This is a genomic window from Phormidesmis priestleyi BC1401, assembly GCF_001650195.1.
Lineage (GTDB): Bacteria > Cyanobacteriota > Cyanobacteriia > Leptolyngbyales > Leptolyngbyaceae > Phormidesmis_A > Phormidesmis_A priestleyi_B.
In genome coordinates this window covers 46,259-68,464 of record NZ_LXYR01000001.1, presented here as the reverse complement: position 1 = coordinate 68,464, position 22,206 = coordinate 46,259, and the positions used below count along the sequence as shown (strand labels likewise).

23 protein-coding genes are annotated in these 22,206 nt (G+C 49.8%); 13 read left to right on the top strand and 10 right to left on the bottom strand.

All coding sequences use genetic code 11. The features are described from left to right. Window positions 1-75: 75 nt before the first annotated feature. On the bottom strand, window positions 76-1,206 hold the full coding sequence (locus A8707_RS00360) for a 30S ribosomal protein S1 (protein ID WP_068814292.1): 1,131 nt from the start codon (window positions 1,204-1,206) through the stop codon (window positions 76-78). 521 nt (window positions 1,207-1,727) lie between these two features. Between A8707_RS00360 and rfbD the strand changes: the two genes are divergently transcribed. The 4 genes from rfbD to A8707_RS00340 all read left to right on the top strand — a co-directional run bounded on the left by rfbD (window position 1,728) and on the right by A8707_RS00340 (window position 5,384). Continuing rightward, a complete protein-coding gene (rfbD, locus tag A8707_RS00355) occupies window positions 1,728-2,609 on the top strand; it encodes a dTDP-4-dehydrorhamnose reductase (protein WP_068814291.1) in 882 nt (293 codons plus the stop codon). A 36-nt stretch (window positions 2,610-2,645) separates the two neighbouring features. Beyond that, the gene (locus A8707_RS00350) at window positions 2,646-3,719 is read left to right on the top strand and encodes a glucose-1-phosphate thymidylyltransferase (protein WP_068814290.1); all 1,074 of its coding nucleotides are present in this window, start codon (window positions 2,646-2,648) and stop codon (window positions 3,717-3,719) included. Continuing rightward, a complete protein-coding gene (gene rfbB / locus A8707_RS00345) occupies window positions 3,716-4,756 on the top strand; it encodes a dTDP-glucose 4,6-dehydratase (RefSeq protein ID WP_068814289.1) in 1,041 nt (346 codons plus the stop codon). Before A8707_RS00350 ends, rfbB begins: the two co-directional genes overlap by 4 nt. A gap of 238 nt (window positions 4,757-4,994) precedes the next feature. Then, window positions 4,995-5,384, top strand: coding sequence for a RidA family protein (locus tag A8707_RS00340; protein WP_068814288.1), 390 nt, complete (start codon window positions 4,995-4,997; stop codon window positions 5,382-5,384). Here A8707_RS00340 and A8707_RS30530 read toward each other — a convergent pair. The 9 genes from A8707_RS30530 to A8707_RS00305 form a co-directional block, all read right to left on the bottom strand. Next, entirely contained in the window at window positions 5,362-5,613 is a 252-nt protein-coding gene (locus A8707_RS30530) for a Uma2 family endonuclease (protein ID WP_082906159.1), read from the bottom strand. The genes A8707_RS00340 and A8707_RS30530 overlap by 23 nt on opposite strands. 96 nt (window positions 5,614-5,709) lie before the next feature. Next, window positions 5,710-6,300 carry a Uma2 family endonuclease gene (locus A8707_RS00335; protein ID WP_068814286.1) on the bottom strand — a complete coding sequence of 197 codons (591 nt, stop codon included), beginning with the start codon at window positions 6,298-6,300 and terminating at the stop codon, window positions 5,710-5,712. 15 nt (window positions 6,301-6,315) lie between these two features. Beyond that, on the bottom strand, window positions 6,316-9,279 hold the full coding sequence (gene polA / locus A8707_RS00330) for a DNA polymerase I (RefSeq protein ID WP_068814284.1): 2,964 nt from the start codon (window positions 9,277-9,279) through the stop codon (window positions 6,316-6,318). A gap of 433 nt (window positions 9,280-9,712) precedes the next feature. After that, complete coding sequence (gene cax / locus A8707_RS00325; RefSeq protein ID WP_068814282.1) at window positions 9,713-10,789, bottom strand: calcium/proton exchanger; 1,077 nt, start codon at window positions 10,787-10,789, stop codon at window positions 9,713-9,715. A gap of 283 nt (window positions 10,790-11,072) precedes the next feature. Next, window positions 11,073-12,212: an ABC transporter ATP-binding protein gene (locus A8707_RS00320; protein ID WP_068814280.1), complete on the bottom strand. Its 1,140-nt coding sequence runs from the start codon at window positions 12,210-12,212 to the stop codon at window positions 11,073-11,075. 26 nt (window positions 12,213-12,238) lie between these two features. Then, entirely contained in the window at window positions 12,239-13,123 is an 885-nt protein-coding gene (locus tag A8707_RS00315) for a carbohydrate ABC transporter permease (RefSeq protein WP_082906158.1), read from the bottom strand. A 2-nt stretch (window positions 13,124-13,125) separates the two neighbouring features. Beyond that, window positions 13,126-13,392, bottom strand: a complete 267-nt coding sequence (locus A8707_RS30100) for a hypothetical protein (protein WP_269452631.1) — start codon at window positions 13,390-13,392, stop codon at window positions 13,126-13,128. Between the two features lie 12 nt (window positions 13,393-13,404). Further along, window positions 13,405-14,028, bottom strand: a complete 624-nt coding sequence (locus A8707_RS00310; protein WP_269452630.1) for a carbohydrate ABC transporter permease — start codon at window positions 14,026-14,028, stop codon at window positions 13,405-13,407. A gap of 9 nt (window positions 14,029-14,037) precedes the next feature. After that, window positions 14,038-15,345: an ABC transporter substrate-binding protein gene (locus A8707_RS00305; RefSeq protein WP_068814279.1), complete on the bottom strand. Its 1,308-nt coding sequence runs from the start codon at window positions 15,343-15,345 to the stop codon at window positions 14,038-14,040. A gap of 523 nt (window positions 15,346-15,868) precedes the next feature. Here A8707_RS00305 and A8707_RS00300 point away from each other — a divergent pair. The 9 genes from A8707_RS00300 (at window position 15,869) to A8707_RS00265 (ending at window position 22,065) form a co-directional block, all read left to right on the top strand. After that, window positions 15,869-16,381, top strand: coding sequence for a DUF2808 domain-containing protein (locus tag A8707_RS00300; protein WP_068814473.1), 513 nt, complete (start codon window positions 15,869-15,871; stop codon window positions 16,379-16,381). A 159-nt stretch (window positions 16,382-16,540) separates the two neighbouring features. Continuing rightward, on the top strand, window positions 16,541-16,684 hold the full coding sequence (gene rpmH / locus A8707_RS26610; RefSeq protein ID WP_073074871.1) for a 50S ribosomal protein L34: 144 nt from the start codon (window positions 16,541-16,543) through the stop codon (window positions 16,682-16,684). A 9-nt stretch (window positions 16,685-16,693) separates the two neighbouring features. Next, a complete protein-coding gene (rnpA, locus tag A8707_RS00295; protein ID WP_231947875.1) occupies window positions 16,694-17,119 on the top strand; it encodes a ribonuclease P protein component in 426 nt (141 codons plus the stop codon). Further along, window positions 17,109-17,507, top strand: a complete 399-nt coding sequence (locus A8707_RS00290; RefSeq protein ID WP_068814277.1) for a PH domain-containing protein — start codon at window positions 17,109-17,111, stop codon at window positions 17,505-17,507. Before rnpA ends, A8707_RS00290 begins: the two co-directional genes overlap by 11 nt. 163 nt (window positions 17,508-17,670) lie before the next feature. Beyond that, the gene (yidC, locus tag A8707_RS00285; protein ID WP_068814275.1) at window positions 17,671-18,813 is read left to right on the top strand and encodes a membrane protein insertase YidC; all 1,143 of its coding nucleotides are present in this window, start codon (window positions 17,671-17,673) and stop codon (window positions 18,811-18,813) included. A 9-nt stretch (window positions 18,814-18,822) separates the two neighbouring features. Then, window positions 18,823-19,329 (top strand): Jag family protein, encoded by a 507-nt coding sequence (locus tag A8707_RS00280; protein WP_068814273.1) that lies wholly within the window; start codon window positions 18,823-18,825, stop codon window positions 19,327-19,329. An 80-nt stretch (window positions 19,330-19,409) separates the two neighbouring features. Then, window positions 19,410-19,913 carry a YceD family protein gene (locus A8707_RS00275; RefSeq protein WP_068814271.1) on the top strand — a complete coding sequence of 168 codons (504 nt, stop codon included), beginning with the start codon at window positions 19,410-19,412 and terminating at the stop codon, window positions 19,911-19,913. 88 nt (window positions 19,914-20,001) lie between these two features. Beyond that, on the top strand, window positions 20,002-21,525 hold the full coding sequence (locus A8707_RS00270; protein ID WP_068814269.1) for an AAA family ATPase: 1,524 nt from the start codon (window positions 20,002-20,004) through the stop codon (window positions 21,523-21,525). Window positions 21,526-21,609: 84 nt separating this feature from the next. Beyond that, window positions 21,610-22,065 (top strand): SH3 domain-containing protein, encoded by a 456-nt coding sequence (locus A8707_RS00265; RefSeq protein ID WP_068814267.1) that lies wholly within the window; start codon window positions 21,610-21,612, stop codon window positions 22,063-22,065. The last annotated feature ends 141 nt before the right edge of the window (window positions 22,066-22,206 follow it).

Sequence of the window (22,206 nt, the reverse complement as noted above, 5' to 3'; positions counted from 1 at the left end):
ACGCCTCAATGATTTCTGCCTAATAAAAAAGAGGGATGGCTCCCTCTTTAAATAACTCAGTTGGTTTGGCTGCGATTATTCGTCGATCGCCGGAACCAATTCAGGAGCCGCGACTGCTTCCTCTTCTTCAGGAGCCGCCGTTTCCTCTTCAGAAGCAACTGCCTCCACTTCTTCAGGAGCGACTGCTTCCACCTCTTCAGGAGCAGCTGCTTCCACTTCTTCAGGAGCAACTGCTTCTTCTTCAGCAGAAGGAATTTCGATTTCCTCCTTGATCGCGTCTGCAACGGCTGCTGGAGCAGCACCCTGCTGATTGATCTGCATCTGCTCACGATACTTCGCTGCCATTTCTTCAGCTTTCTCGTAAACCACTTCAGGGTTCTTCACCATGTCGCCCGGTTCAGGCTCTAGCTGCTTGGTTGAGAGCGAAATCCGACCGCGCTCGGCATCGAGGTCAATGATCATCACCTTCACTTCGTCGTTGACGTTAAAGACGCTGTGAGGAGTGTCGATGTGGTCGTGAGAAATCTCTGAGATGTGCAGCAGACCGCTCACGCCGCCGATGTCAATAAATGCACCGTAGGGCTTGATGCCGCGCACTGTGCCGATGACGACTTCGCCCACTTCTAGGCGGTTCATTTTGCGCTCAACCAGAGCACGACGATGACTAAGAACCAGACGGTTCCGCTCTTCATCAACTTCCAAAAACTTCAGAGGCAACTCTTCGCCCACTAATTCTTCCTTAGGCTTGCGAGTGCTGATGTGAGAACCGGGAATAAACCCGCGCAACCCTTCAATTCGCACCAGTGCGCCACCTCGGTTGGTGGCAAAGACCAGCGATCGCACCGTTGCATCTTCAGCCTGAAGCTGACGCACCCGCTCCCAAGCGCGCATATATTCAATGCGGCGAATCGAAAGCGTCAACTGACCGTCTTCATTCTCATCTGCCAAGATGAAGAACTCGCGTGTTTCGTTAGACTGCAACACTTCTTCAGGGTTGTCAATGCGGTTGATTGACATTTCCTGAATGGGAATGTAGGCAGCAGTTTTGGCACCGATGTCGATCAGAGCGCCTCTTGGTTCTAGACTAAATACCGTCCCAGCGACGACATCACCAGGGCTGAAGTGGTAGTCATATTTGTCGAGCAGCGCTGCAAAATCTTCGTGAGTAAAGCCGACATCCATCGTTAAAGTGTTCTGATTGACCATGCTAATAGTTTCCCAGTGGTATCTCCGTAAGGGTTCGCCTCCTGTCGATGCGTATGCACAACGTTGTTGTGTGCAGCCTACACCTTCACCTCTCCACCATTGTAAGAGATTTGCCTTAGACAAGTTAAGAGTTCAGAAGCCTTATCATAACGCAACCGGGTTCTCTCTTCACACTTGATATTCTAGATATTTTGAGTGGGTTTTGCCCCTAGATCTCTTGCCTAGACAACTTACGGAAACCGATGAATTTGTCTGGGTTTAGAAGGATTGAGCATAATTTTTCTAGCTCTGCTGTCTTACGAGATCGCTCCACAATTACAGTTCTAGCTAAAATTGTCGGATTAAAGTCAGTATCGATGTAAGTTTTGCATGAAGTCGATCGTAGATTTACCCAGGTTTCTCAGGAGGCGGCTTATACTCAATGCGTCCGTAGTCGCCAACTGTGATCTACACAGTTGATGCAACCAGCCTCATTTATAGCTTGATACACTAATGCTGTTTGATTGTTGCGATGGGTTTCTATGAAACAGATCTTACTCATTGGCAGTTCTGGACAACTCGGACGCGAACTTCAGCAAACGTTGCCTTCAGACGCGTTGGTGAGTGTGGCGCGAGATACGCTCGATTTATCTCAGCCCGATCGGATTCGTCAACTCATTTTAGAGATTCATCCCCATGTGATCATCAATGCGGCTGCCTATACTGCCGTTGACAAAGCTGAAACCGAGACAGAACTCGCTTATGCAATTAACGCGATCGCGCCTGCAATCATGGCTAAAGCCGCTAATCATATTGGGGCTACCTTGATCCACATTTCGACAGACTATGTGTTTAACGGACGCAAAGGAACCTTTTATCAAGAAGATGACGACCCGAATCCATTAAATGTCTATGGCGCGTCTAAGCTTGCAGGTGAAGAAAATATTCGGCAAGGCTGCGATCGACACCTCATTCTCAGAACCTCGTGGGTTTATGGTGTGCACGGTAAAGGCAATTTTGTCAAAACGATGCTGAGAGTCGGGGCAGACCGACCAGAGGTGCGGGTCGTTGCGGATCAAGTGGGCACTCCGACCTCGGCACGGTCGATCGCGGAGGTGATCACGCAGTTAATTCCCTCCTTAGAAACTTCGGAGGCGATGGGCACCTATCACTTTACGCAAAGCGGGGTGGCTAGCTGGTACGATTTTGCCGTGGCGATCTTTGAGGAAGCGAGGCGGCTCGACTTCCCGTTAGAGGTTGAGCGAGTTGCTCCGATCGCCACCGCTGACTATCCCACCCCAGCACAGCGTCCGCTCTATTCGGTGCTGTCTACACAGAAACTCTCGACGTGGATGGCGACCTCGTTTCCTCACTGGCGGCAAGAACTCCGGCAAATGCTGCGAGATCTCAAAGAATCGGCTTGAATCGTTCGCAACTCCATGCAGTTTTTTTGAGACACTATGAAAGCACTCATTCTCAGTGGCGGCAAAGGCACTCGGCTTCGACCCTTGACTTACACGGGGGCAAAGCAACTGGTGCCCGTGGCAAATAAGCCGATTCTTTGGTATGGCATCGAAGCGATCGTCGCAACGGGCATCACCGATATTGGCATTGTGATCAGCCCAGAAACGGGCGCAGAAGTGCAGTCACAAACGGGCAATGGCGATCGCTTTGGGGCAACCATTACTTATATCGTGCAAGACCAACCTGCTGGGCTGGCTCATGCGGTCAAGATTGCCCGTCCATTTTTGGGTGATGCCTCGTTTGTGATGTTTTTAGGCGACAACCTGATTCAAGATAACTTGTGTCAGTTTTTGGCAGACTTTGAGGCAAAGGCGGCGGCAGCGCTGATTTTATTACGTCCGGTGCAAAACCCGTCAGCGTTTGGGGTTGCCACGGTAGATGATCAAGGGCAAGTGCTAAAACTGGTTGAGAAGCCCAAAGAGCCGCAGTCAAATTTGGCGCTAGTGGGAATCTACTTCTTTTCAAATCTGATTCAGAAAGCGATCGACGAGATTCAGCCCTCTGCCCGTGGAGAATTGGAAATCACCGACGCAATTCAGCAGTTGATTGATCAACGTCAGTCAGTCGAGGCGCGTCAGCTTACAGGCTGGTGGCTCGACACTGGGAAAAAAGATGATCTGCTAGAAGCCAATCGGATTATTTTAGACACTTGTTTAGAATCGGATGGGCTGGGGCATCTGCACAAAACGAGCAAAGTAATCGGGCGGGTGCAGATTGGGGCGCGATCGCAGGTGATTAACTGCACGATTCGCGGTCCGGTGACGATCGGAGACGATTGCTATTTAGAAAACTGTTTTATCGGACCTTACAGCAGCATTGGCGATCGGGTCACTTTGATCGAAGCCGATTTAGAACACAGTGTCATTTTGCAAGAGACTAAAATTACTGGAATTCATCAGCGCATTGTCGATAGCGTGATTGGACAACGAGTGCAGTTGACGAATGCGCTGCATCGCCCCAAAGCGCTGAGATTTATGATTGGAGACGATTGCCAAATCGAGGTGACATGACATTAAATCAACGAGTTCCTAAACGAATTTTGATCACAGGTGGCGCAGGGTTTATTGGATCAAATTTTGTGCATTCCTGGTTCAATAACTATTCGGGCGATCGCATCGTTATTTTGGATGCCCTCACCTATGCAGGCAATCTGGCAAACCTGAGTGATTTAAAGGAGCAGGAAACGGTTCGCTTTGTGCAGGGCGACATTGGCGATCGGGCATTAGTCGATTCGGTGTTGCAAACAGAAGAGATTGACACCGTGGCGCATTTTGCCGCAGAGTCTCACGTCGATCGTTCTATCACCGATCCCGATTGCTTTGTTCGCACTAATGTAAATGGGACGTTTGCGTTATTAGAATCATTCCGTCAGCATTGGCAACAGCGATCGCGTCCTGTTAGAGATCGATTCCTACACGTTTCGACTGATGAGGTCTACGGCAGTTTAGAACCGGACGATCCAGCCTTCACTGAGACAACAGCGTATGCACCCAATAGCCCATATTCTGCGTCAAAAGCAGGCAGCGATCACCTTGTTCGGGCATATCATCACACCTATGGGTTGCCGACGCTGACCACGAATTGTTCCAACAACTACGGCGCATTTCACTATCCAGAAAAGTTGATTCCTCTGACCTGCATCAACATCTTGATGGGCAAACCGTTGCCCGTGTATGGAGATGGGCAAAATGTCCGAGATTGGCTCTACGTGGGCGATCACTGTCGGGCACTAGATATTGTCATTCATCAAGGAAAACCAGGGGAAACGTATAATATTGGCGGCAACAACGAGGTCAAGAATATCGATTTAGTTCATCTACTGTGTGACTTGATGGATGAATTGTCGCCCGATCTTCCGGTGCGTCCGAGTCGAGAGTTGATCACCTTTGTCACCGATCGACCGGGGCACGATCGTCGCTATGCGATCGATGCGACTAAGATTAAACGCGAGTTGGGATGGATGCCCACTGAGACGATTTCCACCGGACTCCGAAAAACTGTGGAATGGTATCTTACTTACGAAGACTGGTGGCAACCGCTTCGATAGGTAGCCTAGTGAGTTTTGCGGCGCTGCTGAATCGATCTATGAAGCACAGATTTTACCCTCACCCTAGCCCTCTCCCCAGGGAGAGGGGACAAGAGTTTTGTCTCCCTTCTCCCTGGGGAGAAGGGTTGGCGAGGGCTTCGCCCCACTTCGTGAGGAGGGCATTTCACATCTGCATTCAGCAACGCCAGTCTTGCTTCTCACGATGGTTTAAGATGACTGCTTATTGTTGATAAAACTCATGCTGGAATACATTACGCTGCCTGATCAAATCCTTCCTCCTCTTGGTCCGTTTTGTCATGCTGTTCGGGCGGGCGATTTGCTGTTCGTCACCGGACAGTTAGCTGAAGATCCTGAAACAGGTGACATGAGGATAGGCACGATCGAGCAGCAAACTACCCAAGTGATGGAGAATCTCAAACTTGTCCTGACTCACGCCGGGACAGGGTTCGATCGGGTCGTTATGTCACGGGTTTTTATTACTGATTTGCGGTATCTGCAAGCCGTAAACGAAATCTATGCGTCCTACTTTGATCGTCACCGTCGGTCTGCGAGAACGACGATCGGGGTGGCGGGTTTAGCAGGTTTAGGCGATGTTGAAATCGATCTCATTGTCTACTGCGGAGACTGAACTCTCTTTTATAGACTTGTTCTATTGGCTGGACGATCGCCCAATCAGGTTCAGGCTCCGAACGGCTAAGAAGGGTAATCGGATGTCCTACCCGCACGATCGCCCGTTCCCCCAGAAGGGTTTGCAGATATCTGGATGAGCGATCGCTCAGACCTGCATGAGAAATGCCTTCTGGTGCTATTTCAACTAACTCTCCATTGAGTAATTCGACAGGCTGATTGTCAAATATGCCAGCCTAGATCGCGTGGTGATAGTGCCCGATCGTCCATTTGTAGGGTGTGATGATCAGTGGCGTGTTCTCCAAAGTTTGCGCTAATCGCTCCCCTTATCTACCTGCGTTCAAAATTTGTTCAGCCGTTAGCTGCAAGTCTGGGAATGTGGGAGAGACAATAGCCGCCTGCCCCATAAAGGACTGCTCTTGATAGGAGTGTTCCAACAGCGTCAGCACCACGACTACAGACCGACTCGGATCAATCAGCCAGTATTCGAGAATGCCTCGCGCTGCATATTCTTGCCGTTTCTCAACGTAGTCTCGATCGTAGTTCCTCGTTCCAGGGTTGCCTGGTGAAACCACTTCGATCACCAATAACGGGTTGGGCATATCTAAGCGGAGTAATGCCTGTTGCTGGGTCAAAATTGCGGCGGCTGATGCCTCAGAATGAACGGTCAAATCAGGTTCTCGCGCTGTTGCCATAGAAGATGTGACAGCAATCTGCTGCTTATCTCCCACACGCTCGATCGAGGTTCCCATCTGGACAAAGTAGACCAGCAGAAATCTGGCAATCAGGGCATTAATCGGGCTTTCAGTCGGCAATTCGATTAACTCTCCGTCAACCAGTTCGCAACGAGTATCAGTCCCGTCGTCATAGTTGAGATATTCCTCGATCGTTCTGAAGCGTGGCTTAGATTGGGTCATTGGCGAGATTCTCCGTTATTTGGTGTCCATCCAATTCTGACCAGCGTGAATTTCGACGAGCAGTGGCACGCTCAACTCAACAGCGGTTTCCATCTGAGACTTGATTTGGGGCTGCAATTCTTCCCAGGCATCAGGGGCGACTTCAAACACGAGTTCGTCATGCACTTGCAGCAATAAACGCGCGTCATATCGCTTGAGTAACTCGTGCAGCGTCACCATCGCAATTTTGATGATGTCGGCACTCGAACCCTGAATCGGAGCATTCGCGGCGGCTCTTAGAAGCTGTGCGTCGAATTGGTCGCGCAGTTTGATCTTGCCCAGGTCGATCGAGTCGGGCTTCACGCCGCGCAACTGCTTGAGGGAGTCGCTGGCAAAGTTAAAATAGCGCCGCCGACCGCGAATCGTCTCGACATAGCCATTGGCGATCGCTTCTCGCTGCATTTGTTGGAGATAGGCAAAGACGCGGGAGTAGCGATCGTTAAACTTCTCGATAAATTCTTTGGCAACGGACGATCTGACTCCGGCTTCTCTAGCAAAGCGTTGGGCACCCATTCCATAAATCACGCCGAAGTTGATGATTTTTGCGAGTCGGCGTTCTTCAGAACTGATATCGTCTTTTTCGAGCAGTAATTTAGCCGTCAGGGTGTGTACGTCCTGGTTATTGCGATACGTCTCAAGCAAGACGGGTTCTTGACTGAGGTGTGCGAGAATTCTCAACTCGATTTGTGAATAGTCTGCTGCCACCATCAGCCAGCCTTCTGCCGGAATAAATGCCTTGCGAATCTGACGACTAAACGCTGTTCTGATCGGAATGTTTTGCAGGTTGGGGTTAGACGACGACAACCGACCTGTTGAAGTCGCGGCTTGGTTGAAGTCGGTGTGAACTCGATGCGTATCGGAGCGTACCAGGTTGGGCAGCGCATCGACGTAAGTAGACTTTAGTTTTGAGAGGGTGCGATGTTCGAGAATTAAATCGACGACGGGGTGATCGCCTTGCAGTTTCTCTAGCGTTGCCGCGTCTGTTGAGAATCCGGTTTTAATTTTGCGCGATTTCTTGCGATCAAGTCCTAACCGATCAAACAGCAGTTCACTCAACTGTTTGGGTGAACCGAGACTAAATGTTTCGTTTGCGGCTTCATACGCGCGTTTCTCTAGCGATTGTAGGTCGCGTTCTAAATTTTTTGAGAAGTCATTCAAATATTGCTCATCGATTCGGACTCCGCAGGCTTCGGCTTCGGCTAAAACGGGTTCGAGGGGCTGTTCAACTTCTAATAACAAACGGAGTAGTTGCGGAGCTTCTTCGAGCAGCGATCGCAGCTTGGGCACGAGATGAAATGTGCTGTAGACATCCATGCCGCAATAGTCAGCGACCGCAGCAATGTCGATGTCTGCCAAGAGTTTGCCTTTGGGCACGAGGTCGGTGTAGTCGAGCGCTCGGATGCCCAAATAAGTTTGGCTCAAGTCGCCGAGTTTGTGACTGCCTTCGGGGTTGATGATGTAACTGGCAAGCATCGTGTCGAAAGCCACGCCCGCGAGGTGAATGCCCTGAAATCGCAGCACTAAGCGATCGAACTTGGCATTCTGCAATGATTTGGGATAGTCGGCGCTTTCTAAGATTGGACGCAGCGTGTCTAATACGAATGCTTTGTCTAGATTTGTGCCGGATGAGTGCCCGATCGGAATGTAGGCGATCGTGTCTTTTTCGGGTGCCCAGCAGCAGCCGATGCCGACTAGATCTGCGTCTCGTGGCTCTAGCGCGGTGGTTTCGGTGTCCCACGCGACGGGGATTTGGGGATCGGTGCAGGTTTGAAGGATGGCAACCAGTTCGCGGAGTTTTTCGGGAGTGTCGATGATCCGAGGCGAGAGAATCACGGGCTGGATTTTCTCAGCATTCGCGGTGTCTTCGGCGCTGAAAAACCACAGATCGTCACTGTCGCCATAGCGAGGAACTGCTTTTTGAACGGGCTGGTCGGTTTGAAGAGCGGTCTCCGTGCCTTCATCCGATAACTCGGTGCCGTCGCTGGTGAGTTGAGAACGCCACTTCTTGACTTTGTTGAGGAACGATCGGAACTCAAACTTCTCTAGCAGTGCAGTGACCTGTTCTTCGTCAAAGCCCTGAAGTTTGCAGTCGGCGGGATCGATCTCGATCGGCACATCTAGATGAATCTGCGCCATCCACTGCGAATGACACGCCGCGTCGCGTCCGTCTTCGAGTTTTTTCTTGACAGCCCCTTTGATTGCGTCGATCGATTCGTAAACCTTCTCTAACGATCCGTAAGTCGCAAGCAGTTGGATGGCAGTCTTTTCGCCAATGCCTTTTACGCCAGGAATATTGTCGGACGGGTCGCCACACAGCGCTTTAAAGTCCACAACCTGCGACGGCAACACGCCCATTTTGTCTTTGACTTCCTGCACCCCAAATTCTCTAGGCGGCTGAGTGCCTCTGCCATAGACGGTACTCATGTAGAGAATCTTGATGTGATTTTCGGCATCGACTAGCTGAAATAAGTCTCGATCGCCGCTCAAAATCTTGACATCAAAGCCTTCTCGCCGCGCTTTGAGTGCCAGAGTGCCGATCACGTCATCCGCCTCATAGCCCGGAGTCACCACGATCGGCAAGTTCATCGCTCTGAGCAACTCTTGAAGATTTTCTAAGTCGGGCATGAAATCTTCGGGCGTTTCGGGGCGATCGGCTTTATAAGTGTCGTCTGCCTCGTGGCGAAAGGTCGGACCGCCCAAGTCAAACGCGATCGCGACATATTCTGGCTTTTCTAACTCGACCGTTTCTAACAGCGCTTTGAGAAACCCGTAAGAGACGCTCGTCGGAACGCCCGTTGAGGTGCGAAGCCCGCCGTCTCGCCCTTTGGCAAACGCAAAGTAGGAGCGAAACGCTAGAGAATGACCATCAACGAGAACGATTTTTGGGGGGTTTGTAACAGTCAAAGTAGGCACGATCGGGTGAGGAGAACAGACCCTCATTGTAGCGACTCTAGGGTATGCCCATAGCGGTGCTCGATCGGTCGCCTCTGAGACTTGACTGTATGCGGTTAGGTTGGCGAAGAGATGTCAGAAGTCATGAGAGAGGTGCAACAACTCCCGCTCAAGGGGCAAAGACGCATCAACCACGTATGGAAACTCGCGAACCGAGCGCCATGTACCTATGCGCCAGATGCAAAGACTCGTGGGAGACACTCAAAGACTCGTGGGAGACAATCAAAGACTCATGCGCCAGATGCAAAGGCTCGTGGGAGACACTCAAAGACTCATGCGCCAGATGCAAAGACTCGTGAGTGAGAAGATCTTTCTCGCCGAGGAGGGGTGATTCCTGATCTGCACGATGGTCTACCTACAGATCCTCTAATGGGTCATCGCATGGGCGATCGAGAACAGACTCGGCAGGACTCAGATCGCGTCACGCAGGCTGAAAGTAGAACGCCGCCGCCAAAATCACATAAGTTGCTAACAAGAGAATTCCTTCTAGCCAGTTCGATCGTCCGTCTAAGCTGATCAGATTTGCAACAATGACTGCAACGGCGACCGCCACCACTTCAAAGGGGTTAAAACTCAGATCCATTGGTTGCCCGATCGCTTGCCCCACTAATACCAACATCGGTGCCATCAGCAACGCAACGAGCAAACTAGAACCCATCGCGACAGAAACCGACAGATCCATATTATTTTTAACAGCAACGCCAACTGCTGTCACATACTCCGCCGCCCCGCCCACCAATGGCAAGAGAATTACCCCGGTGAATAGAGGTGTTAATCCTAATCCTTTAGTCGCTTCCTCGACCACGCCCACAAAAATCTCAGACTCGTAGGCGACTGCCACGGTCGAGGCAAGCAAAACTCCAAGCCAGAGCGAGAGGTTCGGTTTATGTTCAGGCTCGTCGCTATCTGCAAGCTCAGAGATGCCGACTTCGTATAAATAGTTATGGGTTTTGAGCGAGAAAATTAGCGTCATGATATAGACCACGATTAGCACAACAGCGACCGTAATTGAGAGTTCTTTAACGGGCAGCGTTTCGACTTCTCCCGCAAAATGAAACGCCATTGAGGGCAGCAAAATTGCAATCACCGCCAGCGTCATTGACGAGCCGTTGACTCGCGCCACGATCGGCTTAAATTCTTGCTCTTTAAACCGCAGTCCCCCAAAAAACATTGACATCCCCATCGCCAACAGCAAGTTGCTAATAATGGTTCCGGTAATACTGGCTTTCACAATGTCAATCAGTCCGGCTCTAAGCGCAACTAGACCGATAATCAATTCTGTCGCGTTGCCAAACACAGCATTCAGCAAGCCACCGACTGACGGACCTGTGACCACTGCGACTTCTTCAGTCGCCGTGCTTAACCAAATTGCCAGCGGCACGATCGCCAACGCCGAAGTCACGAAAACCGTCATCGTGCCCCACTCTAGCTTTTCGGCTGCGATCGAGATCGGCACGAAGATGAGTAGCCCGATCGACAAAATCTTTTTGATAGACATGGCAAATCGCTTAAGGTCAAAAACAATCCTATGTCAACCCAGTAAAAATAGCTGAGAAACTATCACGGCACTCAGGCAAAACTTAAGAGCCAAACATTAGACGCGTTCTTTGATGCTTGGCGCTCACAAAGGAATGGTTTGCTAACTCTCTACCATCGCTTTTGGGCGTTGCTGAATGCAAGTATAAATTCCCCTCCTCACGAAGTGGGGCAAGCCCTCGCTAACCCCTCTCCCTGGGGAGAAAGGAGCCAGAAATCCTGTCCCCTCTCCCAAAAGGAGAGGGCTAGGGTGAGGGCAAATCTGACAATTCATATCTGGCTTTAGCAACGCCCGCTTTTGCAGGGGCACCCGACAAGCGATCGCCCGTTGTCGCATCAAACCAGTGAATCGACTCGATCGAAAACCCCAATTTCACAGAGCTACCGCTGCTAACCCGCTCGCCCATTCCCATCAACGCTCGCAGCTTCATTGGTTCTTGAACGCTGTCAACCTGGATGCTCACCAGATTGTGCATCCCCAAGTTTTCGACTAAGAACACCTGACCGTGAATCGTGGGTTCGTTCTCAGAATTTGCCAGATGAACGTGTTCTGGGCGGATTCCTAACACCACTTCTGTAGGGGCAGTGACTCCGTGAGGCAGGGGGATGAGACTATTGCCGACGATCGCGCTTTTTCCATCACACAAAACGCGCAAAAAATTCATCTGGGGGCTGCCAATAAACCCAGCCACAAACTGATTAGCAGGATTGCCATAAATGCCCTCTGGAGTGTCTAGCTGCTGCAAAAAGCCGTTATTGAGCAGCGCCACTTTAGTCGAGAGTGTCATCGCTTCAGTTTGGTCATGAGTGACATACACCACTGGGGCATTTTGTGACTGAAATAGTTGCTTGAGTTCTGCCCGGACGTGTTCTCTCAGCAGAGCATCCAAATTACTCAGCGGCTCGTCTAGCAGAAACACATCGGGGCGACGCACTAGCGTTCGAGCCACAGCGACTCGTTGGCGTTGTCCTCCCGATAGCTGTCCGGGTTTGCGATTCATCAACTCATGCAAGCCCAGAAAATCGGCGACCTCGTGAATGCGCTGCTGGATTTCTCCGGGCGGCGTTTTTCTGAGTTTCAACCCAGAGGCGATGTTTTCACGCACCGTCATGTGCGGGTAGAGCGCATAGCTTTGAAACACCATTGCAATGTTGCGATCGCCCGGACCCAATCGACTTACATCTCGCCCGTCAATCAAAATTTTGCCGCTGGTCGGCTGCTCTAACCCCGCAATCATTCGCAAAATCGTTGACTTGCCACAGCCCGACGGACCCAAAAGCGTCAGAAATTCTCCCTGCTTAACTGTCAGGCTCACGTCTTTAACAGGAATGATCTGCGGAGTATAGGCTTTACGCAAATCGACAAGCTCAAGTTGTTTATCCATAACCACTTAAAAAGAATAAGGAATGATTAGCCTTTGACAGCCCCTGCGGTCAGCCCTTGCACGATCCGACGTTGGAAAAAGAGCACGAGTAAAACCAGGGGAATCGTACCTAAAACGGTTGCCGCTGCGATCGGACCATAAGGAACCTCAAACGGGGAAGCTCCTCCAAGCTGTGCCCCTGCAACTGGAACGGTTTTCATATCCTCACGGGTGATGAACGTGAGGGCAAAAATAAACTCGTTCCAGGCAGAAATAAAGGTGAGAATTCCGGTTGTGACGAGGGCTGGAATTGTTATCGGCAACACGATTTCTAGCAGCATTCTTCCGGTGTTATAGCCATCGACTCTGGCAGCGTCTTCCAAATCTTTGGGCAACTGCTGGAAGAAACTCCGCATTACCAAAATCGTTAACGGTAAGTTAATCGCGGTGTAGGGAATGATCAGTGCCAAATAGTTATTGCCAAGTTGTAAATATCGAATTACTTCGAGCAATCCCAAAAACAATAGGATTGGAGGAAATAGAGTCACCAATAGAATAGTGGCTAACAGAATGCGTTCACCCTGAAGTTTTAATCGTGCCAGCGCATAGGCAGCAGGCGCGCCCAATCCTAAAGCCAGGATTGTGGACGCGATCGAGACAATGGCACTATTGAGAATGTAGTTAAAAAACGGACGACGCTCAAACAAAGCTCGATAGTGATCTAGCGTATATCGACTTGGAATATAAACGTTAGGAATCGCAGCAATGTCCGCGTCTACTTTAAAGGAAGTCAGCAACTGCCACAGAATTGGAGCAAGACAGAAGATGACAGTCAACGCTGCTGAGATTGGTAAAATTAATCGTTTCACGATCGAGTCACCTGACCTTTTTAGAGCGTCCCGATCAATGTCTTCTGGAGAAACAGTAGTCATGATTAAACACTTCCCGATGTAGCTCTAGACCGATTTAGAAAATAACTCGCGATCGCAACGATTAGCACCAACAGCAAAAAAGTCACCGTCACTAGAGCAGCTCCATAGCCAAAATCTAAATAACGCATAATCGTCGCATAGATATATAGCGATACCGTCTCAGTCGCGCCACCGGGACCGCCACCTGTCATCACTGCGATCAGGTCAAAAATTCCGAAGGCTTGGGCAAACCGAAACAGCAGCGCGATCACGATTTGCGGTAATAGCAACGGCAGCGTGATTTATTGGAAACTCTGCCAGGGAGTTGCACCGTCGATCGCTTGAGCCTCATATAAGTCACTCGGAATCGATTGCAATCCGGCTAACAATAGAATGCTGATGAAAGGAGTTGTCTTCCAAACATCTGCCACAATCACAGACACCATTGCTAACGTCGGATTCCCTAACCAGTTAATTCCAGTTTGAATAATTCCCAATCGCAGCAGAATGTCGTTAACAACGCCGTATTGATCATTAAAAATCCACGTCCACGCCAGGGCAATTAACGCAGTTGGCAACGCCCAGGGAAGAATCGCGATCGTCCGAACAATGCCTCGCCCCTTAAACGTCTGGTTCAATACCAGGGCGATGCCCAACCCTAAAATAAACTCCAGCAGCACTGAGAAGACCGTAAAAACCGCTGAGTTCCCCAAACTTTGCCAAAATCGCCCATCTTGCGCCATGCGGGCAAGATTCGCAAATCCTGAAAACTCTGACTGAAGTTGAGTTCCTAAGTTTTGGGTAAAAAAGCTTTGCCAAAAGGCTCTGACGATCGGGTAAACAAACACCAGCGCTAACATCAACAACGCCGGAATCGTAAGCGCCCACCCCGTTCGTCGCTCTCGTTGATGAATGACATCTTCCATAATGGCAAACTAGGCTCCTAGCAGCGTTCGAGTTTCTTTTGCGGCTGACTGCATCGCATCTTCTGCATTGATTCGTCCCGATAGGGCAGCGCTGAGATAGCGTTGCAAAATGTCAGATGCCTGAGCATATTGAGCGATCGGAGGGCGCAACGCTGGAGTTTCTAACGCTTTCAGCACCAGGGGAAAGAAATCGTATTTTGCTAGCAAGTCTCGATCGTCATAAAGAGCGCGACGACTTGGCAAATAACCCGTCCCCAAAATCAGCTTCTTTTGAGTTTCGAGACTGGTAAAAAACTGCACGGCTTTCCAAGCTTCTTGAGGATGCTGGCTTGTGCTAGCAATGCCCCAACCCCAGCCCCCCAAACAAGAGGCACTGCTTAAACCAGGTGCGTGAATCATCGTCTGAATGCCCACCTTCCCCTTGACTGGAGAATCGTCCGCGTTCAGTAATTTCCACGCATACGGCCAATTTCGCATAAAGGCGGTGTTGCCACTTTGAAACAGACGACGGGCATCATCTTCCATATAGTTGACGACCCCACCCGGTGAGACATTTTGTTGAATAGTACTTTGCAGGAATTTGAGAGCCGCGATCGCCTTCAGTTGGTCTAAGCCCACTTGCTTTGTTTGAGGGTCAACCCAAAAGCCGCCATTGCCTTGCAGCACTTCGACAAACATTGCAGAAATGCCTTCATATTGTCGTCCTTGCCAAACATAGCCCCACTGGACAGCTTTTTTGTCCTGCAAAGTTTTAGAGGTTTGCATCAAATCAGCAAACGTTTCGGGAGGTTTTAGCCCTGCCCGATCGAGCAAATCAGTCCGATAATACAGAACCGCCGCATCAGTGCGCCAGGGAAGCCGATAGAGTTTGTCTTGATAGCGACTACCATTAATATCACCCGGCAAAAACTGCGAGAGTTCCTCTTGAGAAATCAGCCCCGTCAAATCTTTTAACCACCCTGCTGCCGCAAATTTGGGCACCCAGGTGACATCCATATTGATCAGATCGTAGGGAGACCCGCCTAACAGAAACGAAGAAGTATTCAAATCCTCAATCAAGTTTGAGGCATTTGGACCTTCAACCATATTGATGCGAATACCCGGATTTTTTTGCTCAAATTCTCGAATAATCGGTCGAAACGGAGGCACTTCCGGGGCATTCATCAAGAAGGTTAAAACGACGGGCTGCGATCGCACGGGCAGCACAATCAGCAGCGCACCCAATGTAAAAGCAGTGACTAAACTAAGGCTGCGAAACCAACGCGATCGTCGCCATAACTGGGTCAGATTTCTTCTGATTAATTCTAAAATTTCCATAGTCAATATTGAGACAATCGTAATTTGGGGATCGCCTTTTCCTTAAAGCTTTAAGGTTTTAGGATATGTTAAATTCAACTCGTGATTCATTGAAAATAATTACATCAAGTTGCTCGGAATGTTTCCGTCTCAACTACTGCAAAATTTATCATATGAATCGGTTAAAGAAGCTCTCATCTTCTTTAAGGGGTAGAAAATGAGAGGTAATGTTAACTTAAATTAAGTTATGAACGACGTTCATAACTTAATTTAAGTTAACATTACCCTGTGAATCGCTAGTTGAGTTGTGTTTTCAGCCCTCGCATTTGAGTGGTTGTATAAGGATCGCTCAATCAATTTCTAGAGGCTTTTTTATATCAAGGCACAATTTAATCGATTAACGCGTCACCTTCTACCACCAGTCGCTCCTCACTGAGTCATTTCACCTGGTTTCCTGATAAGGTCAATACTAATGAAGTCTGTTTACTCAACCACTTACCCTAGTTCTTCAGGTCAAACGCCTATGCTGCTCAGAGGATTTTCGATGCGACGTGTTGTGTCAACCTTAGCGATCGCAGGCTGCCTTGTCGCAGGGCTTCCGATCGTGGCATTCTCTCAAGGCTTGCCGGGTCTCACCCTCTTTAGTGGTGTGAAGAGCGAAAACCAGCTCAACTATCGGCTAGACTTTGGCGGCAACACCAACTCCTGGGATCGCTACCGGATGAGAATTGAGCGCAAAAGAATGAAGGTTGCAGTGGCTCAGTTCTCGATCGACTATCCCGATTATTACAAAGGCACCTTCGATCCCAAAAGTGTCGAACTGATGGTTAACGATAAAAAAGTTGCCATTCAAGAAGTCAAGTGGGAAAAAGAAAACTATGTGATTGAGGTTTTCCCCAAAGATCCCGTTCCCGCAGGGTCGAATGTGGAGCTAATCTTCTCAAATGTCAAAAACCCCAGCAATGGCGGTATGTTCTACTTCAACTGCCGAGTTTTGTCTCCTGGAGACGTGCCCCTGCTGCGTGACATCGGCACCTGGATTGTGACCATCAGCTAATCGTTTGGGCAGAGAGTTGAGTTGGGGCGGATGTCATTCGTCCCAGCTTTTTGATCGCCTCAGGGTTTGTCTATTTGACTCACTAAACATAGTGCTATATTTATAAACTGTGGCTTTCCCACGGTCTTTTTTACATCTCAACTAGCGGAAACAACGACAATGACCAAGCGAACTCTAGAAGGAACCAGCCGTAAAAGAAGAAGAAAATCTGGCTTTCGTGCCCGAATGCGGACTGCAACAGGTCGGAGAGTGATCACGGCTCGTCGCAAAAAAGGACGCGCTCGGCTGAGCGTTTCTGGCTAAGAGACGTGAGTGGGTCAGGCACGATCGGCGGTGAGGTTTGCTTTGGCATTGTCTAAACCCAATCGACTAAAGCATCGCAAAGATTTTAACGGGGTCTACCAGCGCGGGCTTCGACGCAACTCAGCCCATTTGACTCTAAGAGCTTTACACTACTCAAAGCTTTCTAAGCAATCTCCTGAGCTAGAGAAACTTTTAGAATCACCTCCTTCTCAAATCGGCATCTCAATTAGCAAAAAAGTCAGTAAGCGGGCGGTGATTCGTAATCGGATCAAGCGGCAGATCCGATCGGCGCTGAGGCACCTGTTACCTCGGTTGGCTTCTGGATGGAAACTCGTGATCATCGTACGTCCGCAGGCAGTTGAGTGCGATTATTTTCAATTTCTGCAAGAATTAGAGCAGTTATTGATCAGTGCTGAGGTATTGAATGGCGATTAAGGAAGAGGTGTATTACGAAGGCGGACCTCACATTGGGGATCTGATCATCGGCATACTTTTGGCACCGACGGTCATTTGCTTGCCATTGACGATCGGCTCAATTGTCCGGGCGCTGTGGCTACGCTACCGAATAACGGATCGGCGGGTCGGAGTCACGGGTGGTTGGATGGGTCGCGATCAGGTTGATATCATTTATTCCGATATCACTAAAGTGGTCACTGTTCCCCGTGGGCTTGGCATGTGGGGAGATATGGTGCTGACCCTTAGAGATGGCAGCCGAATCGAAATGCGATCGGTTCCCAAATTTCGAGAAACCTATGACTTCATCAACGAGAAGCTTTCTGAACGAGCGAAAAAAGCAAGTGGCGCATTGGGTACTCAGAGTTAAACCGTTCGGATATCCCGACCTTTCGGCTTGATTTCTCGATCGTTTAACAAGCGAACTACAGGCTACACTGAAACTTGTTCTGACCAACGTGCAAGATTCTTGTACGCAGGCTTGGCAAATTGAATTCAGCAAACTCAGACTTTTAGGTAGAGACGTAAGGCGAATGGACTTCGGTATAAGCTTTCTTTCCAACAATGTAATGCTGCCGATCATCGATTTCTTCTATGGAATCGTGCCCAGCTACGGTTTGGCGATCGTGGCTCTGACTTTGGTAATTCGCTTTGCGCTTTACCCTCTTAGCGCTGGCTCTATTCGCAGTATGCGTCGCATGAAGGTGTCTCAACCCGCGATGCAAAAGCGAGTAAAGGAGCTTCAGGAGCGCTACAAAGATGACCCTGCCAAGCAGCAGCAAGAGATGAGCGCGGTTTACAAAGAGTTTGGTAATCCGCTGGCGGGGTGCCTGCCCGTTGTGATGCAAATGCCCGTTCTGTTTGCGCTGTTTGCGACGCTGCGAGGTTCACCCTTTTCTGATGTGCCTTACTCGGTGAATCTTCAAATTCTGCCCAGAGAGCAGATTGAGCAGATTCAGCCCCAGGCGTTTGTCACGCCTGCTCAAAATATCTATTTGTCAGATAGCGTTCACACTAAAATTGCCGCTGTCGCACCCAGCGGAACGCGTCTCGCGGTCGGCGAGAAAACCAAGATTGAATTTCAGACGACCGAAGGTAAGCCGTTTGATGCCCTAGCAACTGAGTATCCCGACAGTGATTTAACTCCTAAGTTTAAGGTGGTCAGTGGGGAAGAACGGATTCAGATCAAAGACGATGGCACGATCGAGGCTCTCCAGCCCGGTGATGTCACCCTTCAGGCGATCGTGCCTGGATTAGCGGCGAATAAAGGATTTCTATTTATTGACGCGTTGGGACGGGTGGGAGCGATCGATCCCGATGGCGCTCTCCACTGGGACATCATCGGCATGGTGGTCTTCTTTGGTCTTAGCCTCTACGTGAATCAACTGCTCTCTGGTCAAAGTGGAGCCAGCGGCAACCCTCAGCAAGACACAGTAAACAAAATTACTCCAGTTCTCTTTTCTGGGATGTTCTTGTTCTTCCCTCTTCCTGCCGGGGTGCTGATGTACATGGTGATCGGCAACGTTTTCCAGACAGCGCAGACGTTCTTTTTGTCGAAAGAGCCACTTCCTGAGAATCTGCAAAAGATTGTCGATGCTGAAGAAGCTAAAAGTGGAGACGCGAAAGGCGGAGAGACGACTCTCCCGTTTGAACCTGGTCGCAAAAAGAAGGTTTAACTAAAGACTATGAGCGATCGTCAAGAACAACTGGGTCAGCAGTGGCTAGAAGAATTTTTGAAGCTGGCAAATTTGCCTGCACCGATCACAACTGAGATGAAGGAAACCTTCTCAGAAGCTAGTTGCTGGTTGACGATCGACGACTCAGCTCTAAAGCCTGACCAAATCGACTCCTTGATCGGAACTCAAGGAGTCGCACTGGACTCGATTCAGTATTTGGCAAACTCTACGCTTAATTTAGGTAAAGCCGACGACCAGCAGGGTGCTTACACCATTGAGTTAGCGGGATATCGTCAACGCCGCCAGCAAGAACTGTTAGAAATCGCGAACCAAGCTGCTGAAGAAGTTCGGCAAACGAGCAAAGAAATTGAGATTAAATCGCTTTCTTCAGCCGAGCGGCGACAAATTCACACCATTCTCAAAGAAAGTGCTGATTTGGCAACCTATAGTCGAGGGCAAGAACCCGATCGTCGTTTAGTGGTTCAGCCTGCCAGTTTAGATGGAGAATCTGCTTGATCGCTAGAATATTAAAGTGTAAAGAATGCCTGTACTGAAAACGTGCAGGCTTCTCAGTTTTTAGGAGGGTCGCTCCGAAGATGAAACCAATCCATATTCCTCAAATCGCCCAAGCGCACGAGCGCACTGAAACGATCGAGTTCAAAGAAAACCTGAAGGGCATTGAGACGCTTACTCCAGTACAAGGGGTTTTGAACGTCACTCACCAGGGAAATTATCTTGAGGTCTCAGCACAGGCGGACGCGATCGTGACTCTGGTTTGTCATCGCTGTCTACAGCAGTTCAATCACCGACTATCGGTTGCCGCGTCAGAACTGATCTGGCTCACAGATGCCGAAGATGACTCAGGAATGCTGCCCATTGACCAAGATCTCTCCGTCGATGATTTGGTTGAAAGCCTGCCACCAGACGGGTTCTTCAGACCTACAGATTGGCTTTACGAGCAGTTGTGTTTAGCGATTCCTCAAAAGCAGTTGTGTGACAAGCAGTGCACTGGGATTGAAGTCTCAGATGCCGTGCTGAATCCTGGAGTCGATCGGCGTTGGGCATCCTTAGAAGCTTTAAAAGGTCAGCTTCCTTCATAGAGAGGGATGTTGAGAACGCTGCATCGTGTACGGTTAAAAGGAGGCGCTTACGGCTTCAGCGATCCGTCCCCACTGCCACACCTTTGCTATGAGCTTCAGCAACGAGTTTAATCTGCTGTTAAGGGCGCGCTACCCGATTATTTACGTTCCTACCCGTGAAGAAGAGCGAGTTGAGGCGGCGATCGTGCAGTGCGCTAAAAGTCAGGGCGATCGCGCCGTCTATGTCTGGGATTTTGTCGATGGTTATCAAGGAAATCCCAATGATGTCGGGTTTGGCAAGCGCAATCCCCTCCAGGCACTAGAGTTGGTCGAAAAGCTTCCGGCGAGTGCCCCGGCGATCTTTGTTTTAAGAGATTTCCATCGGTTTCTAGACGATATTTCAGTGTCGCGTAAACTTCGCAACTTGGCGCGGCTCCTCAAATCTCAGCCAAAAAATCTCGTGTTGCTATCTCCTCAGATTTCGATTCCTGATGATCTCAGCGAAGCGATGACCGTGCTGGAGTTTCCCCTGCCGAATGGGGCTGAAATCAAGATTGAGATTGAGCGACTACTGGGTGCGACGGGGCAACGGCTGGATGCAAAAGTTTTGGATGAGTTAGTTCGATCGTGCCAAGGGCTATCGACCGAGCGAATCCGACGAGTTTTAGCACGGGCGATCGCGCTGCACGGTGAAATCCAGCCCGATGATGTTGATTTAATTCTTGAAGAAAAACGTCAAACGATTCGCCAAACTCAAATCCTAGACTTTTATCCTGCGACTGAAAATATTGCTGATATCGGCGGACTGGACAATCTTAAGGACTGGCTATTTCGGCGAGGCGGTTCTTTTTCTGAGCAAGCGCGGCAATATGGGTTGCCCCATCCACGAGGTTTACTCTTAGTCGGCATTCAGGGCACGGGCAAATCGCTGACTGCAAAAGCGATCGCTCACCATTGGCACCTGCCACTATTGCGGCTGGATGTCGGTCGCCTGTTTGCAGGATTGGTCGGCGAGTCAGAATCTCGAACTCGCCAAATGATTCAGCTATCTGAGGCACTGGCTCCCTGCATTCTCTGGATCGACGAAATTGATAAAGCTTTTGCTGGCTTAGATAGTCGAGGCGATGCCGGAACGACCAGCCGCGTGTTTGGCACATTTATCACCTGGCTAGCCGAAAAAAAGTCTCCGGTCTTTGTGGTTGCCACTGCGAATAATATTCAGTCTTTGCCCGCAGAAATGCTGCGAAAAGGACGATTTGACGAAATCTTTTTTGTGGGTCTGCCCACTCAAGAAGAGCGACGCGCCATCTTTGCCGTCCATCTGTCTCGCCTGCGTCCTCATAACCTCAAGTACTATGATTTAGAACGCCTTGCCTACGAAACCCCTGATTTCTCTGGGGCAGAAATCGAGCAAACCTTGATCGAGGCGATGCACCTCGGCTTTAGCCAGAATCGAGATTTCACGACAGACGACATTCTAGAAGCGGCAAGCCAAACTGTCCCCCTTGCCCAGACTGCAAAAGAACAGATCGACTTCTTGCAAGAATGGGCAGCCGCAGGAAAGGCACGACTCGCCTCCAAGCACAGTAGTTTGAGCGATCGGATTCAGCGCCAACTTCAACAGCCTGAATAACCGGCAGATCGGCAAAATTCCCCGTGCTTCTGTGCTGACAGATGCTAAGATTCTCCTTGCTTCGCCGTTCTTGGGGAAATTACCATGAGTTGGTCGGGTTTATTGAAAGTCTTTACAGGATTGTTTTTGGCGATCGCGCTCTTGGCGGGGGGCGGTTTTGTGGCGGCTCAATTCTTCATCGCCAAGTTAAGCACTCCACCACCCAGACCTGCCTTTCCCAACGACAAGCCATCTTCGCCGACTAAAACGGCAGCGAAACCTAAAGCGGTTTCCACCAATCAGCCCGATGCAGTTGATGCGTCTCCCTCTCCTAAACCTCTGCCATCAGGCGCTTATGAAGGGCGAGTCAGTCAATCGATCGGGCTAATTCTTCGTGACGCGCCGGGTCGAGAGTCAGGGCAAATCGGTGGCATCGAATACAACGATAAGGTAACTGTGTTAGAAACTAGCTCTGATGGTGACTGGCAGAAGGTGAGACTGCAACCCAGCGATCGCGAAGGCTGGGTAAAAGCGGGAAATATTGAGAAGAACAGCCAGTAAAGTTAACCAGCGTCTCCATCTATTCCCAAGAAGACTTTTGAGCAAAGTAGGATTCCACGTCAAGGTATAGGCACTCAGTAGGTGATAAGGCTAAGATGTTGGTCAAGGAAAAGTAAAAAGCCTTTTATACTAGCCTCGCCA